The 14,839-nt window shown below is 39.5% G+C and carries 8 protein-coding genes; 3 read left to right on the forward strand and 5 right to left on the reverse strand.

The window, feature by feature from the left end; genetic code table 11:
• Positions 1-24 precede the first annotated feature (24 nt).
• A complete protein-coding gene (locus tag ACY650_RS05330; RefSeq protein ID WP_462252491.1) occupies positions 25-8,250 on the reverse strand; it encodes an Ig-like domain-containing protein in 8,226 nt (2,741 codons plus the stop codon).
• A 112-nt stretch (positions 8,251-8,362) separates the two neighbouring features.
• A complete protein-coding gene (locus ACY650_RS05335; RefSeq protein WP_462252493.1) occupies positions 8,363-9,979 on the reverse strand; it encodes a LuxR C-terminal-related transcriptional regulator in 1,617 nt (538 codons plus the stop codon).
• A 248-nt stretch (positions 9,980-10,227) separates the two neighbouring features.
• Here ACY650_RS05335 and ACY650_RS05340 point away from each other — a divergent pair, with 248 nt between their 5' ends.
• On the forward strand, positions 10,228-10,686 hold the full coding sequence (locus tag ACY650_RS05340) for a hypothetical protein (RefSeq protein WP_462252495.1): 459 nt from the start codon (positions 10,228-10,230) through the stop codon (positions 10,684-10,686).
• A 45-nt stretch (positions 10,687-10,731) separates the two neighbouring features.
• On the opposite strand, the gene ACY650_RS05345 is transcribed toward ACY650_RS05340, so the two are convergent.
• Genes ACY650_RS05345 through ACY650_RS05355 form a run of 3 tightly spaced genes read right to left on the reverse strand, consistent with a single transcriptional unit; the run spans position 10,732 to position 12,574 of the window.
• Positions 10,732-11,157 carry a hypothetical protein gene (locus ACY650_RS05345; RefSeq protein WP_462252497.1) on the reverse strand — a complete coding sequence of 142 codons (426 nt, stop codon included), beginning with the start codon at positions 11,155-11,157 and terminating at the stop codon, positions 10,732-10,734.
• 33 nt (positions 11,158-11,190) lie between these two features.
• Positions 11,191-11,871: a hypothetical protein gene (locus ACY650_RS05350; RefSeq protein ID WP_462252499.1), complete on the reverse strand. Its 681-nt coding sequence runs from the start codon at positions 11,869-11,871 to the stop codon at positions 11,191-11,193.
• Between the two features lie 10 nt (positions 11,872-11,881).
• On the reverse strand, positions 11,882-12,574 hold the full coding sequence (locus tag ACY650_RS05355; protein WP_462252500.1) for a hypothetical protein: 693 nt from the start codon (positions 12,572-12,574) through the stop codon (positions 11,882-11,884).
• Between the two features lie 139 nt (positions 12,575-12,713).
• Here ACY650_RS05355 and ACY650_RS05360 point away from each other — a divergent pair, with 139 nt between their 5' ends.
• Both ACY650_RS05360 and ACY650_RS05365 read left to right on the forward strand, forming a co-directional pair.
• Complete coding sequence (locus tag ACY650_RS05360) at positions 12,714-13,043, forward strand: winged helix-turn-helix transcriptional regulator (protein WP_462252502.1); 330 nt, start codon at positions 12,714-12,716, stop codon at positions 13,041-13,043.
• Positions 13,044-13,378: 335 nt separating this feature from the next.
• Positions 13,379-14,833 carry a PQQ-dependent sugar dehydrogenase gene (locus tag ACY650_RS05365; RefSeq protein ID WP_462252504.1) on the forward strand — a complete coding sequence of 485 codons (1,455 nt, stop codon included), beginning with the start codon at positions 13,379-13,381 and terminating at the stop codon, positions 14,831-14,833.
• The last annotated feature ends 6 nt before the right edge of the window (positions 14,834-14,839 follow it).

The following is a 14,839-nucleotide window of genomic DNA, read 5'->3' on the forward strand; positions in this document are numbered from 1 at the left end:
ATTAGCCATTAGCTCATGGCTTCCTTAGTTTGCCTTAATCAGCTTCTTTGTAATACTTTGTTTTTCGCTCACAGCCTTTAATAAATATATGCCCGAAGCGAGGTCTGAAACATCAATTTCTCCCGAAGTAAGAGTGGCTGATTTTAATATCATCCCTTTCATATTATAGATACTTACTGCTACCTGTTCCTCACTCTCGATTGACAAAATATTTAAAACTGGATTGGGGTAAACTTGAATAGAAATAACATCTGACACATTGAGAATAGCCTCTTCCAAAACACCAAACGAAATAGCTTCAGAAGCTGCATTGTAATTTCCATTCCCAACCTGAGTGACTGTTATAGTAACTTCTCCCGGACTTCCATCAAGCGTGATCGTAACACCAGATATGCTCGCCGGACCAGCTACCTCATACTCCAATACAAGATCAGAATCGACTTGTGCCTCCACATCAAATGGGCCATCGGTTATTAGCTTATCATCAATTGCATTGATTGTAATAATTTGATCTGCTTTAGCAATATCAAAACTCTGATGTACCTCGTTTGCGGAGTTGTAATTTGAGTTACCTCCTTGGTTAGCTGCAATGGTTACCGCTCCTGCCCCAGTAATTGTTACCGTATTGCCGACAATGGTTGCTGGACCACTCACAAGTGAGAATATTACATCAAGCCCCGAAGAAGCCGAAGCGGATAAGTCAAATGCTGCATCTCCAAAGGTTTTATCATCAAGCTCAGCAAAAGAGATAGCCTGATCTGCTTTTGCTATCTCAAATGATTGAAGTACATCAGTAGCAGAATTGTAGTTTTCATTTCCAACCTGACTTGCTGAAATCGTCACCATACCTGCACCTGTAATACTTAATGAATTACCCGAAATCGAAACTGGGCCACTAATTACTGAGAATGTCACATCTAGTCCTGAAGAGGCATTTGCAGACAATTCAAATGATGCATCACCAAACGATCTATCTTCGAGGATATCAAACGAAATAGTCTGATCTGCCTTTGCTACATTGAAAGTTTGCTGTACCTCAATCGCAGCATTGTAACTATCATCTCCAATTTGATTGGCGGCAACTGTTATAGTACCCGCGCCAGTTATCGTCAGAAAATTATTGGCTATAGTTGCAGGTCCACTTAGCACTGAGAATACCACATCTAAACCTGAAGAGGCGTTAGCAGACAGTTCAAATGCCTCATCACCAAACGTTTTATCATCAAGCGCTTCAAATGTGATTGTCTGGAACAACTTACCAGGTTCACCTACTTGAAATGAAGTCATCTCCGAAGCATATTCATAGTTGCTATTTCCAAGCTGTTCAACAGTTACCGTAACTGTCCCAGTAGACCCACTCAAAGTAATTGTGTTGCCCGTAATAGAAGCTGGTCCTGAAACCGAATACGTCAATGGATTGCTCGTATTTACGGATGCGATCACATCAAAATCTGCATCCGTTGTGAGCTTGTCCGTTATAGGAGTCACAGTTATCGTTTGACTTGCTTTGTTAATAACCAGTGTCTGCATAACTGGTGTCGCAGCATTATAATTGTCATTACCCAATTGTGATGCTATAATTTCGGTAGAGCCGGCACCAACGATACTCACTGTACTGCCACTTATCGTTGCTACAGTAGGATTTGAGCTGCTAAACGTTGCAGCAAGCCCAACATTGGAGGTCGCTGTCAGGTCGAAGTTTTCGTCTCCAAAAGTCTTTGAATCTAGCGACCCGAAAGATATTTCTTGGTCTGCTTTATTCACCGTTAGGGTACGTATAACTGGTGTTGCTGCATTATAATTTGAATTACCATTCTGAGAAGCGGTAATCTCCGCGGTTCCAGCGCCGACAATGCTAATTGTGTTACCACTTACTGTCGCAACAGATAAGTCAGAACTATTTAAAGTTGTTGCAAGACCAGCGTCTGATAAAGCAACCACACTAAAATCTGAGTCACCAAAAGTCTTAGATGTAAGTGCATCGAAAGTGATCACTTGATTAGCTTTCTCAATGGTAAACATCATACTTTCATTCGCAGATAAATAAGTAGCATCTTGAGTAACGCTCGCATTTACTTCCGCTGGTCCAGTACCTGTTATTGTCACCTCGCCATCTGCTGTTACTGATATTGGGCCACTTATTCTCGAATAAGTGATTGCATTTCCTGAACTAGCTGTTGCCTCTAACTGGAATACAGCATCTCCATATGTCTTTGTTGAGACTGGAATGAAGTCTATAGTTTGCGGCGCACGTGTTATTGCAAACGATCGATCTACGAAAGAAGCTGCATTATAATTATCGTCCCCTGATTGCGAAGCTCGAATATTTACCGTGCCAGTACCAGTAATTGTGAGTACGTTATCTGTATAGGTAGCTGGTCCTGAAAGTACCGCAAAATCTATATTCAATCCACTAGTCGAAGAAGCATTTAATACGAACGGCTCTGCATTTGCCAACTTATCTTCTATCGAGCCAAACGTGATTGTCTGATTGATTTTATTGATGGTAAAAGTACGATCAATTGGTATCGCTGGATCATACTGATCATTGCCCATATCCTGAGCTCTAACTGTAGCAGATCCCCCACCTGTAATAATCACCAAGTTGTCTTCTATCAAAATTGGTCCTGAAACCACCGTGTATTCGATAGGTTCTCCAGAAGTGGAAGATGCGGATAACGCAAAAGGATCATCTCCAAAACTTTTATTGGAAAGAGCGCTGAAAGTGATAGTATTCGAGGCTTTACTTACTGTAAACGTTTGATCCACAGCTATTGCCTCATTGTAATAATCGTTTCCAGACTGGGTGGCTCGAACTGTGATATCACCAGCACCAAGGACCTTTAATTTATTGCTGCTGATTTCCGCTAAACCAGAAACAATTTCAAATTCAATGGAAAGATTTGATGTGGCATTCGCTGATAAGCTGAATTCAGGTACGCCATATTCTTGATCCAAAATACTCCCAAATGAAATCGTCTGATCTAGCTTATCTCTCATGGTAAACATCCAGTCATCATCGTAATATCCATGGAATGTATTTCCTGCTAAATCCGTGATCGTTTCTGCAGGCATTTCAACATGATAAGTCTGCTGATATGGAAGTAAACTTCCGAGCTCAATAAGTAGGTTGGACTCACTATCGATCAGAACATCTGGTCCCGCAATGTCTATTTCTTTCACAATGTTTCCTTCAATATCTCGAATCAAGACATTTCCAGCACCTAATGCGATAGGTTCTGAAAAAATCAAGATAAGATTATCTCTATTTGCATCATCATCTCCCAGAGTTGGTGCTGTAGATATTACAGTAGGTGCTACAAGATCTGGCTCCATAGTGAATTCATAAGTGCCTTCACCAAATCCAGCAAACGGATTCCCCGCTGCATCTTCAAATGCTCCATTTTCTACTTCAAGGTAGTAGGATACACCAAAGTCTAGTGAATTATGCACATTTTGAATCCAACGCGTTTTATTTCCATTCGCTCCAATGAAACTGCTTCCTGTTCTGGTAAACGCTACTTCATCATTATCGGCTCTACGAACATTCACTGATGCTCCGCTTGTTCCATTCACCGCTTCATTGAATTTTAAGAAAATATTGAAGTTTGACATGGGTCTTTCATCCAGATCTTCATCTGGATCAATACCCAATAAAAGTGGGGGGTGTATATCTGTAGCATTAGTTGAAAATTCGAATTCGTTGGCAGTCAACGTAAACGAGTTGTTATTCAAATCCTTAATCACTCCGGGAGGAATTGTCATGTAATATGTTTTACCATACTCCAGATCATTTGGAGGATCAAATCGCACAGCGTATTCCGAATAAAATGAAGTAGTAAGGAAATTGCCATTAAAATTCTGCACCAAGTTATCATCACTATCATAGATCTGAATAAATCCTGTACCCGGCTCAATCGGCTCGTCAAAAGTGAGTGTAATATCAAAATTATTGCTGAGTCCAGATTCCATATGATTTGGGTTACTTGAAACCAATGTAGGTGGAGTGGTGTCCGTAAATACGATGGTGGTGAAAGACCAACTTGCCTTATCAGTTCCGGCAAAAGAGTTCCCTTTAAGGTCTTCAATCACTCCAGGTTGAATATCCACATAATACTCAGTAAGATTTGCCAGGTCTGAAATGTCCAAAGTCAGTGTATTACCTGAGACAACCGCCGTATTGATATCAATTGTTTCAACTGATGAATCATCTGATGACAGCCTAATTATTACATCTCCGTTCCCTTTTTGAATGTTTTCATTAAAGTATATGGTAAGATCTGTATCGACAGCTATATACTCCTGACCATTGTAAGGAACTAACAATGTGGATATTGGTGCGCTCAAATCAGGAACTTCCTGAGTAGTAAAATCCCATGTACTACTTCCTTGAATACCCGCGAAATCATTACCAGCAAGATCTTCAACTGAGCCAGGCCCAATCAAAACATAGAACTCATATTCATTTAGTAGATCAAGGCTTGGAGTTATAGTCAACGTATTTCCTGAAAAAACAACCTGATCAGAGTTCAGTGAAATGGTCTCACGAGTCACATCAGAATTAGCAAATTTTATTTGTGCAAACCCACCTTCTGCTGGCCTTACGTCTTCATTGAAAGTAATTACTAAATCAACATTTGCCTGCACATCTATTGCATTATCAGCAGGGAAAAGTGGATTACTTGAGGCCAATAAAGGAGCTATATCCTCACCCTCGGTAGAAAATCTCCAATCATTCGAATCGGTAAATCCCTCGAAGGTGTTACCATTCAGATCTTCAATACATGTATTACAGATTTTTACATAGTAGTTTGAATTAAGCTCCAGGGAAGTTGGAGATATCGATAGCTGATTATCTGATGTAGCAACTAGACCAGAGGAAGCCACATCATATGATTCAATTAATGTGTGATCATCAAGGTAAATACCAATAGATCCTGAGCCTAAAACAATATCCTCATTAAAGTTTGCGGTTATCTCGGAAATAGCAATAAGAACTTCGCTTTCCTGATCATTTGGGCTTAAGTTGATTACAAAAGGTCTTGAATCGTCTTCAGTCGAAAATGTCCAAGTAGAATTATTTGCAATGCCATCAAAATCATTACCATTTAGATCGGTAACAGCACCTGCATCAAGGTTAACATAGTATCCTCGTCCATCTTGAATTAATGTAGGTCCAATGTTGAAAGTAACAGTTTCATCACTAATAGTAGCCTCGGAAATATCGATAGCCTTAACTTTTAAATTTGTAGCGGCTTCGTATAATTCAAAGAATCCACTACCCGGCAAGACTGATTCACTAAATGTGATGGAAACATTTGTAGCATCAAAGTCGGGACTTCCATTTCCAGGTGAAAATGATATTACTGTTGGAGCAACTGCATCTGAAACTCCCTCAGTTCTAAAGTGCCAATAACCATCTTCCAAACCAGGGTAGTTATTGAAAGACATGTCCTTTATCGCAGTGCCTGATACCTTGATATAGTATTCCTTACCTGCTTCTAAAGTTATGTCAGAGTCCAAAATGACAGTGTTATCATCTATAACATATTCGGTACCCAGCAGCATATCAACAAACTGGTTATCAATTGCTGAGAAGATGAATAAGGCGGTGCCCTTGCGTAAACGTTCGTTAAACTCCATTGTAAATACTGCATCTACAGGCACGTTAGTAGCTCCTGGCTCTGGCCAAAGCGATTGCAATACAGGAGGTGTTTCGTCTGGCGCAGTGGTAAAGCTCCATGAATAGTCCATATGTCCAAACCCATCAAAATAATTACCGCTCAAATCAGAAACACCATTCATTTGTACATAATATTCGACTCCCGGGCTAAGGTCAGTTGGTGGATCCAATGTGATTGAGGTTCCGTTTACAGTAATATTTTCATACGGCACTTCAATATTGCTACCAAAATTGACTGGTCTGATAAGTACAGAAACTCCTTCTGCAAATTCAACTGGCTCATTGAAAAAGATGGTCAGATTTTGATCTAATGACACATTAATTGCATCATCAGCGGGATCTAGCATGAAATACTGTGGAGCAACCAAATCTCCAGGATCTACCGTCGTAAAACTCCAGGAATCGTCAATTATCCCGGCAAAGTGATTACCGACTCCATCTTTAACAACACCGGCCATCTGCACATAATATTCTGTGAGCGTATTAAAATTCCAGTGTGGGTCTATTGTTAAAGTATTCCCACTAATTGTCACTTCGTCAGAATACATACTTACTGTCCTGAAAATTTGGTCTGTAGCAGCACGATAGAAGTAGATTGTCCCTCCGCTCGATTCAATAGGCTCATCAAACGTCAGTTCAAATACTGCATCTACTTCAATTTCTGTTGCGTCTATTGAAGGGGTTCGATTAGCAATAGTCGGTCCTTGATCATCTGTAGTAAATGTTTTGAAGTTGAATTCATGCTCCCATAGTCTTTGAGTAAAGTTTCCAGCAGCATCTTTTAATCCAGAACCTTGGTCGTCGACAATGTAATAATCTTCACCAGGCTCTAAAATTCCAGCACCTGGGAGGTCAAAAGATACCTGATTCCCAGACACAGTATATTCAGACATCCAAATGGTGTGAATAGGTAAATCATCGTCTTTTCGCTTGATCCTAAACCGCCCTTGGGAATGCGTGAAAATTTGCTCATCATAGGTTATGGTCACTGTTGCATCCGGCTGTATTCCAGTGGAATTGTTAGCTGGGTATACAGCAATTGGCTGCGGAGTAACAGTATCTGTTGTCTTAAAAGTCCAATCACCTTTTGAGAATCCCACAAATGGATTTCCTTCTACATCAGTAATAACACCACTTTCAAATTCTATATAGTATTCTTTGTTATTCTCCAGAGCTCCTGGTGGGAGATCTATTGCTAGTTGCATATTCACATAATCAGAAACAGATGCGTCAGCTACATTGACCTGATACGCTACGACATCAGTATCAAAATCCTTCAAATAGATGATGCCAATCCCCTTCTCTATCGGTTCATCAAAAACTAAATTCAGATCTTCATATGTCCAGATTTGAATGTCTCCACTCTCAGGCTGAAGCGAGACCAACTGAGGTGCAAGGACATCCGCGCCCGTACCTGTGGTAAATTTCCAAGTAGTCTTAGTAGTCCCTCCGAAAGGGTTTCCACCCTCATCTATAAATGAACCAGGTGATATCTCTACATAATAGGCAGTGCTGGGATCAAGAGCTGGAATGTCTAGTGTCGCAATATTGTTGTCAATAACAGCAGAACTAGGAACTAGGCCGGCAACAGTGGCGTCGGTATCAAACCTTTTCAAAGACACCGTACCCGTGCCTTCAAAGATTGGCTCTGTAAAAGTGATGCTCAAATCTGCATCCAGATTTATTCCCAATGAATTATGGTCTGGAGACAATCTTGTTACATATGGAGGTGTGCCGTCCGCATACTCCTCAGTTGTGAATGAGTATGCCCCATCTGCAATACCAGCAAACGAGTTACCTGAAAGATCTTTGATTGCCCCGGGAGGAATGATGACTTTATATTCCGTAAGGTATTCGACTTGGTCATTTGTAAATATTAGCCCCAGATAGTACTCTTCACCGAATATTGAAGAGGATGTTTGTGTCTCAAACTGCAATGGATCAGTCACATCTACAGTCGCAAATAATGAGTTATCTGATACTCTTCGAATTTCTATTTCACCGACTCCCGAAACTACTGGTTCATTAAAATATATAGCTGCAATGTTGCGTCTGGCTCCTGGAAGTCCTACAAAGATGCCTTCGCTACCATTAGGAGGTGATTCATTTATGCTAATAGGTGCATCGTTGTCAGGTTTTGTAGTGAATTCCCACGCAATTCCTGCATTGTATTCTCCAGCATTATTCTTAATAAATCCAGTCTCTACCACGATGGTATAGAAGGTGTTATAAGTAAACTGGCCTTCAAAAGGAATCATAGTGATAGTATTCCCTGATATTTCAATATTAGGAGCACTAGGTGTTAGGGCAGCCTTTAGGTTTCCGTACAAATCATAGATTTTGAAACTCTTAGATGATAATCCAGCTTCAATGCTTTGATCGAAAGTAATTACAATGTTCTCATTAGGTTCAGCAAATTCTTCATCTTGAGATGGATAGACGCTAACTACATCTGGACTAGCTGCGCTAGCAATGTGAGCGAACAACATAATGAGAATGAAAATAACTACTTCAATCCAGGAAGATTTTCGCCTGAGAAGTAGTTTTAGTTCTTGATTTGTTTTCATGGCTAAAGCGATTTTGTTTAGCCCGAAGATCTTATGACGGAATAATGAAAAGCCTATCCACCCGGGATAGAATTATACCTACCCAGCCGGGTAGTTTTTCGAAAAACATCCATTATGCCTTGGAAATAATGAATTCAAGTGCCTCTTTCCTATTCGATACACCAAGTTTTTCGTAGATATTTCTTAGGTGAAACTTGACAGTGTTGACAGAAACGAAAAGTGTTTCAGCAATCTCTCCATTGTTTTTATCTGAAATAGCAGCATTAAGAATCTCATACTCGCGCTCAGAAAGAGGTTTGAAAAGTCCCTTGTTTAGATCGTCTAATGTCATATCTAAACTTTTAACTCCTCCTCCAAATATCGAGTCGATCTTGACTCGAAGTGTATCAATTTCCTGAGAAAGAAGTTCCTCTTTGAGACGATAATTTTTCCGCTGAATGATAATGAAGATTACCCCAACAATTACAATGACAACAATGCCAATAATTAATACCAATTGCTGTTGATTCTTTCGCGCAATACTTTCCGCACTAAGTTGGTTTTCTAGTTCTAGTAGCTCTATTTCCTTTTCTTTCGCTTCAGTTACAAAGCGTAGCTCCAATTCATTCAGCTCACTCAGCTGCTCCTTCCTTTTAACAGAATCTTCATAAAAGACTTTTTCTTTAAGCGTTGAGTAAGCCATTGAAGTTTCCTTCATTGCCTCAAAGATTTTAACCCTCATGTCCAATGCCCTCACCAACTCCTCTAATAACTTTTCCTCATGACTCAATTTGACCATTACTTCCGTTTCTGCCAATGCTTGCTGAAATCTGTTGGTTTTAAAATACGCCTCTGCCAGCTGTAGCTTGGTGCGAATAATTGTCCACTTATTATTTTCTTGTTTTGTGAAAAATTTGTCAGCCATTTTTAGATAGTCCAAAGCCTTAGGCAATAGTCCCATCTCTTTATACATACTGCTCAAATTGACGAATTGCGACATTACTTTTACGGAATCTCCCAATTCCTCGTAGCGTCGCAGAGATTCTCTTAAATTCTCTTCTGCTTCATTAAATTGTCGCAATCGAATGTTCATTACTCCAATATTCGAGAACCTCACAGCCAACTTCAATGGCTGATCCTCAGCAAGGTATGTCATTGATTGCTTGTAATAGTCAAGGGCTTTCTCATAAGCTCCAATTTGAGACTGCATAAATGCCAAAGAATTAAGATCAGAAGAAATTGCCGAAGAATCTCCTGATTCTAAATCATATAGGTATACTGACTCTAAATACACCATTGCACTATCATATTGAGAAAGACGTGCAAATGCAGATGTCATGTTGTATTTTAAATCGGCTACAATTTTATCTGATGGCTTATATGACAATCCGATGTGGTATCTTCTTATGCTCGCATGAAACTGACCAAGAACATGATAGCACTGGCCTAAGGAAAAATTTGTACTGCCAATAAAATCTGTGTCTCTATCTTCTTTCTTCTCTTCAATGCTTAGAGCTGTCAGATAGGATTGTGCAGCATCTTCTAGTTTTCTTAAGCGATACAATATGTTACCCTTCAACTGATGAGATTTTGCTTCATCTTGATTTTCTGATAATGACAAATCAATATTTTTAAGCGCTTCCTCATATTTCTCCTGACTATATAAAGTATCAGCGATTTCATAAAAACTCTGGGATACAAGCCAATGGCTAGTTAGGAGTAAAAATATTGTGGTGAAGAGGCGAAGCATATTTACAATCAGTTGTTATTCAAATTTAGAAAACAATAAAGAGGTTTCATCCAAACCAAGTAAAATACCTACGTACAAAAGGGTAAGGTTTGACCAGCTTCTCCGTATTATAAAGACAAAATCAACTATCATTTTTTTAAAAACGAATATTTAAACGGTTATGCTCAGAAAATCAATGGGCTTATCGTGTTACGTATGATGATCGCCAACATCAAGCAGAATTGCTTATAATTGATGAAAGAACTCAAATGAAAGTATTCGAAAGCAAGACGACCAAGAAAAAGCTAGTGATGAAGCAAATTGCTTTGCTTTTGATCGTCATACTGATAAGTGCGGGAATGGTTTTGAGTTCTGGCAACAATAGTCATCTCATCCTTTTATTGATTGCGACCATTCCAATCATATCTCTGTATAATATCCTATTCCAGCCATCCAATATTGAACATAAAAAGTCATATAACCTCCTCGCTGATCAAAATAAACTGACGATTACGGATATAAATGATAACTCAGAAAATATTGAGTTAGGAAATTTCGAGGTGGTCATTTTTGTTAATGGACAGGTCATGCTGGTCAATCAAGCGAACAAAAAAGTATCGCATAAGATCTATAAAAGAGTTAGAAACTATGCTGAGCTTGAAGACTGGCTAAGTACCAACATGAAGGTTGTTAGAAGTGTAACTCAAAGTGAGTACTTCAACTATTGAAACCCATCCTGATGCCATGTCCGATCTGCTCGCACCTATCACTAACTAATTGTTTCTATGTACTCCTTCAGTCAAAAGCTTTTTATTCAGTCTGAACAGTGATATGATCGCTAGTAGATTGGGAATCAAAAACATTAGCAATGACTGAACAACACCTGAAATATCCTGTATGATGTCAGCCTGAAGTCCCGAATACAGATCAAGCACGTCCATGACAAAGCGGATAATCAGGACTGTAAGAATGGAGCTATAGGTTCTAAATATCCATATCCCTATTATCATACCAACTCCGATAGCTACATACCTTGAAGCGGAGTTGAGCATGATAAAATCGCTTGCTCCACCCGTATCTATCCCGAAGGCGACCATCATTCCTTCTCCATCAAATAAATTCCACAAACTGAAACCTATTGACCATAGGGTAAGGTATGCGGGTAGTATGTACCACCACCATTTTAGTTTTAATTTCATTATTCTAGTATTCTTGCTTGTTTGAAAAAAGGCCTAGTATTTTCTGGCCAATGGAATTTGCAATTGATGAGGCCTGTTTTCGACCTTGTCAAAGGGAGTGCCATCCACATGCTTGGCTCCCATGAACAGCATTCCGTTCTTGAAATATATCAAGTCATAATCCGAGACTATTTGTCCTTCTTCAATATTGAACATGGGAAAAGCTTTTTGCAAGATGTCCTGCTTTACGTTCACTTCAAAAGCTGATATGCCAGGAGGTAAAGCCTGATTAAGCATTGCTGCAGCCTGATCGCTTAAAGGAGTCACCCCAAACCCTTCATTCAAGATGTAATCAATCTTCCATGCTCCATCTGCTATTGGATGTTCTTCTCCCCATTTGAGGTTTCCCTTAAATTCAAATTCCATCAAAGGAATTTGTCCGTAATTGTCTCCAAACAAAGTAATCGTTCCAACAAACTTGTCTCCTTCTGAGTACTTGAAATTCCTTCTTAGATAAGTGGGCATGATGTTGCCCGATCCGGTTCGATCTTCAGTAGGTCTTAACTCAATTGAAATACTCTCCCACTCGCCGAGTGCGTACTTCTTCACTTCTTCAAGTGTTTTTGGTGTTTCTAACATATGCATTGCTTTTTTTCGTTCTTGCGCCTCTGCACGATGTGTCAGGATTGCTATAAGAATTATTAATAGTGATTTGTAAATCGTTGAATGTCTCATTGCTTTCATTTTAAAATCTGTAGTTGTACCCTATCGTTATCGTTGTGAATATTCGCTCATACGCATTTTTCTCCTGCTCCACTCCTGGTAGCTTATCTTTGGAGATTTCATACTTATAGTCTGAAAATGTGATGCCTGTCTTCAGGAGTGACCGCTCGGAAATCTGATAGCCTGCCCAAATGATCTCAGTATTGTAGGAGCCATCGAAAGGGAAGAGTACGAATTGCTGAGCTCGAACATTTTCTACACGAGTTAGTGAGCCATTACTCGCATTCTCAAAGGTTCCCGATACCGATTCATTTATGGTAAATCCAACTAGATCCGTGTTCAACCCTACTTCAAATCGCTTGAATCGGTATAGAAAATAAATTCCAAGGTTTAGGGCTGCTATTCGTGTTTCATCGGCGATAAAGGCATTCACATTCGGATCGCCGTCTTTGAAATTATCTTCCGGAGCGTTGGTTTGGGCAAATCTCCAGTCATCACCCGACGACACTCCAAACATCCGAATTCCAGGACCTATAAACAGTTTGCCTTTTTTCCCAACCTGAAAATAGTATTCATAGGCAATCGAAGGAATAACAACCTCATCATCAATGTTTATCGTGAATTCCAGATTCTGGAAATTCTTTTTTTCCTGTGCTAACAAACCATGAGAGATAAGGCAGACGTAACAAACAAAGACCAGCTTTTTTCTTGACATTATTTTGAGTTTCATTACCATAAATATGATTTGAATGTATAGGTCAAAATTTTTATCTTTGTTTGATAAAATCAAGTAGTCATTATTTTATGTTATAGTCATTATTTTATGACTTTTATTGATAATCAATAAGTTAGAAGTGAAAAAAAATCAAGAAAAAATCGAAAATTCTGACTGCCCAGTCACTTTTTGCATGGATAAGATTGGCGGAAAGTGGAAACCAATCATTATATACCTGATTCGAAAGGGTGCTAATCGCTTTGGTATTCTTGAACGTGGCATTGTTGGAATCACCAAGCAAATGCTGACCAAGCAATTACGTGAGATGGAAGCAGATGGAATTTTGGAACGAAAGATATACCCGGAAATACCACCTAGAGTTGAGTACTTTTTCACCGAATATGGAGAAAGCCTATTCCCCGTTATTGACGCAATGAGTTGCTGGGGTCTAGAGAAGATGAAGAGCTAAGTTTAGCAAAAGATCTTTCAATCCAGTATTTCTACTGTCTCAACTCCAACAACATCACACACTCCACGTGTGAAGTATGGGGAAATTGATCAACCAGACTAAACTTATTAATATGATATCCTGCATGCGACAGCAACCTAGCTAGGAGTAAATATAGTAGTGAAGAGGCGAAGCATATTTACAATCTGTTGCTATTCAAATTTAGAAAACAATAAATAGGTTTCATCCTAACCAAGTAAAATACCTACGTACAAAAGGGTAGGGTATGACCAGCATCTCCGCATTATAAAGGCAAAATCAACTACCAATTTTTAAAAATGAATATTTAAAAGGTTATGCTCAGAAAATTTAGAATCTATATTCCATTTTGTTTAATCATATCACTCATCCTCAGCTGTTCTAAAGATGATGGACCTAATGAGCCAGATACACTCACCACAGATGCTATTGTAGACGAGGCTTTAGCAATAACAAACTATTCCACAAGCTGCAGTGGATGTCATGGACAAAGTCTGGAGACATTTGTTGAACGTCAGTGGGCTTATGGTGATACGTATAATGATATTTTTTCCATCATTCAAAGTGGTACCAACAATGGAATGCCCGCATATGACGATGCCTTCTCCCCGCAAGAAGTTAGTGACTTAGCAAACTTTATACTAAGAGAAATTGATGGAAGAACATTGGAAGATATTCGAAATGAAAGACCAGGACTTTCTGGAATTTTTAATTCAGATGACCTTGACTTTCAAACAGAAGTAATCGCTACCGATATCGGAGATGGACAGCCATTCGGCTTGACACAGCTTCCTGATGGTGACTTTGTTGTAAGTGAGCGGGCGAGTAGAGGTTTATATAGGATTACTCCATCGGGAACAGTTACTCAGATTACTGGATTACCAAATGTTGTCTTCAATGAATACTCGCAAGAAGGAATGCTTGATGTTGTAATTGACCCTGACTTTGCAAACACCAACCGCATCTACTTTTCTTATGCTAGTCCAGATCCATCAGACATGTATCAAAAGTCAACAGCTGTTGCTAGGGCTGTACTTACGGGAAATACGCTCTCACAAGTACAAGAAATATTCATCGCACATCCTTATAGCGCGTCAGCCGGACATTATGGATCAAGGCTTCAATTTGACAGAGATGGCTATTTATACATCACTGTAGGAGATCGAAACAATAGGGATGAGTTTCCTCAGGAATTGGATAACTCTCATGGGAAAATACATCGGATTATGGCTGATGGTCAAATCCCAGCAGACAACCCGTTTTACAATCAAGGTGGAGTGAGTCAGTCCATTTTTTCTATCGGAATTAGAAATCCACAGGGACTGACCATTCATCCTACAACAGGTGAAATTTGGCATGGTGAACATGGTCCGCAAGGTGGCGATGAAATAAACATTGTTGGCTCTGGAAGAAATTACGGGTGGCCTGTTATTACTTATGGTGAAGAATACGGAGGTGGCCAAATTGGTGTAGGAACTTCTCAAGAAGGAATGGAACAACCTGTTGTTTATTGGACACCATCGATTGCCCCATCTGGAATGAACTTCCTCACAAGTGAATTTTATGGTGCTTGGCAAAATGACCTCTTTATTGGAACGCTTTCCGGGAATCACTTAAGAAGACTTGTAATGAATGGAAATGCTGTTGAAAGTCAAGAAGTTTTACTGGAAGGCGTAGGGAGAATAAGAGATGTTCATCAGGGCAGTGACGGCTATATGTACATCCTCATGGATGACCCTGGAAGGTTGATTCGAATTCTTCCTGTTCAATAAACTAAG

Source organism: Ekhidna sp. (assembly GCF_963691765.1).
Lineage (GTDB): Bacteria > Bacteroidota > Bacteroidia > Cytophagales > Cyclobacteriaceae > Ekhidna.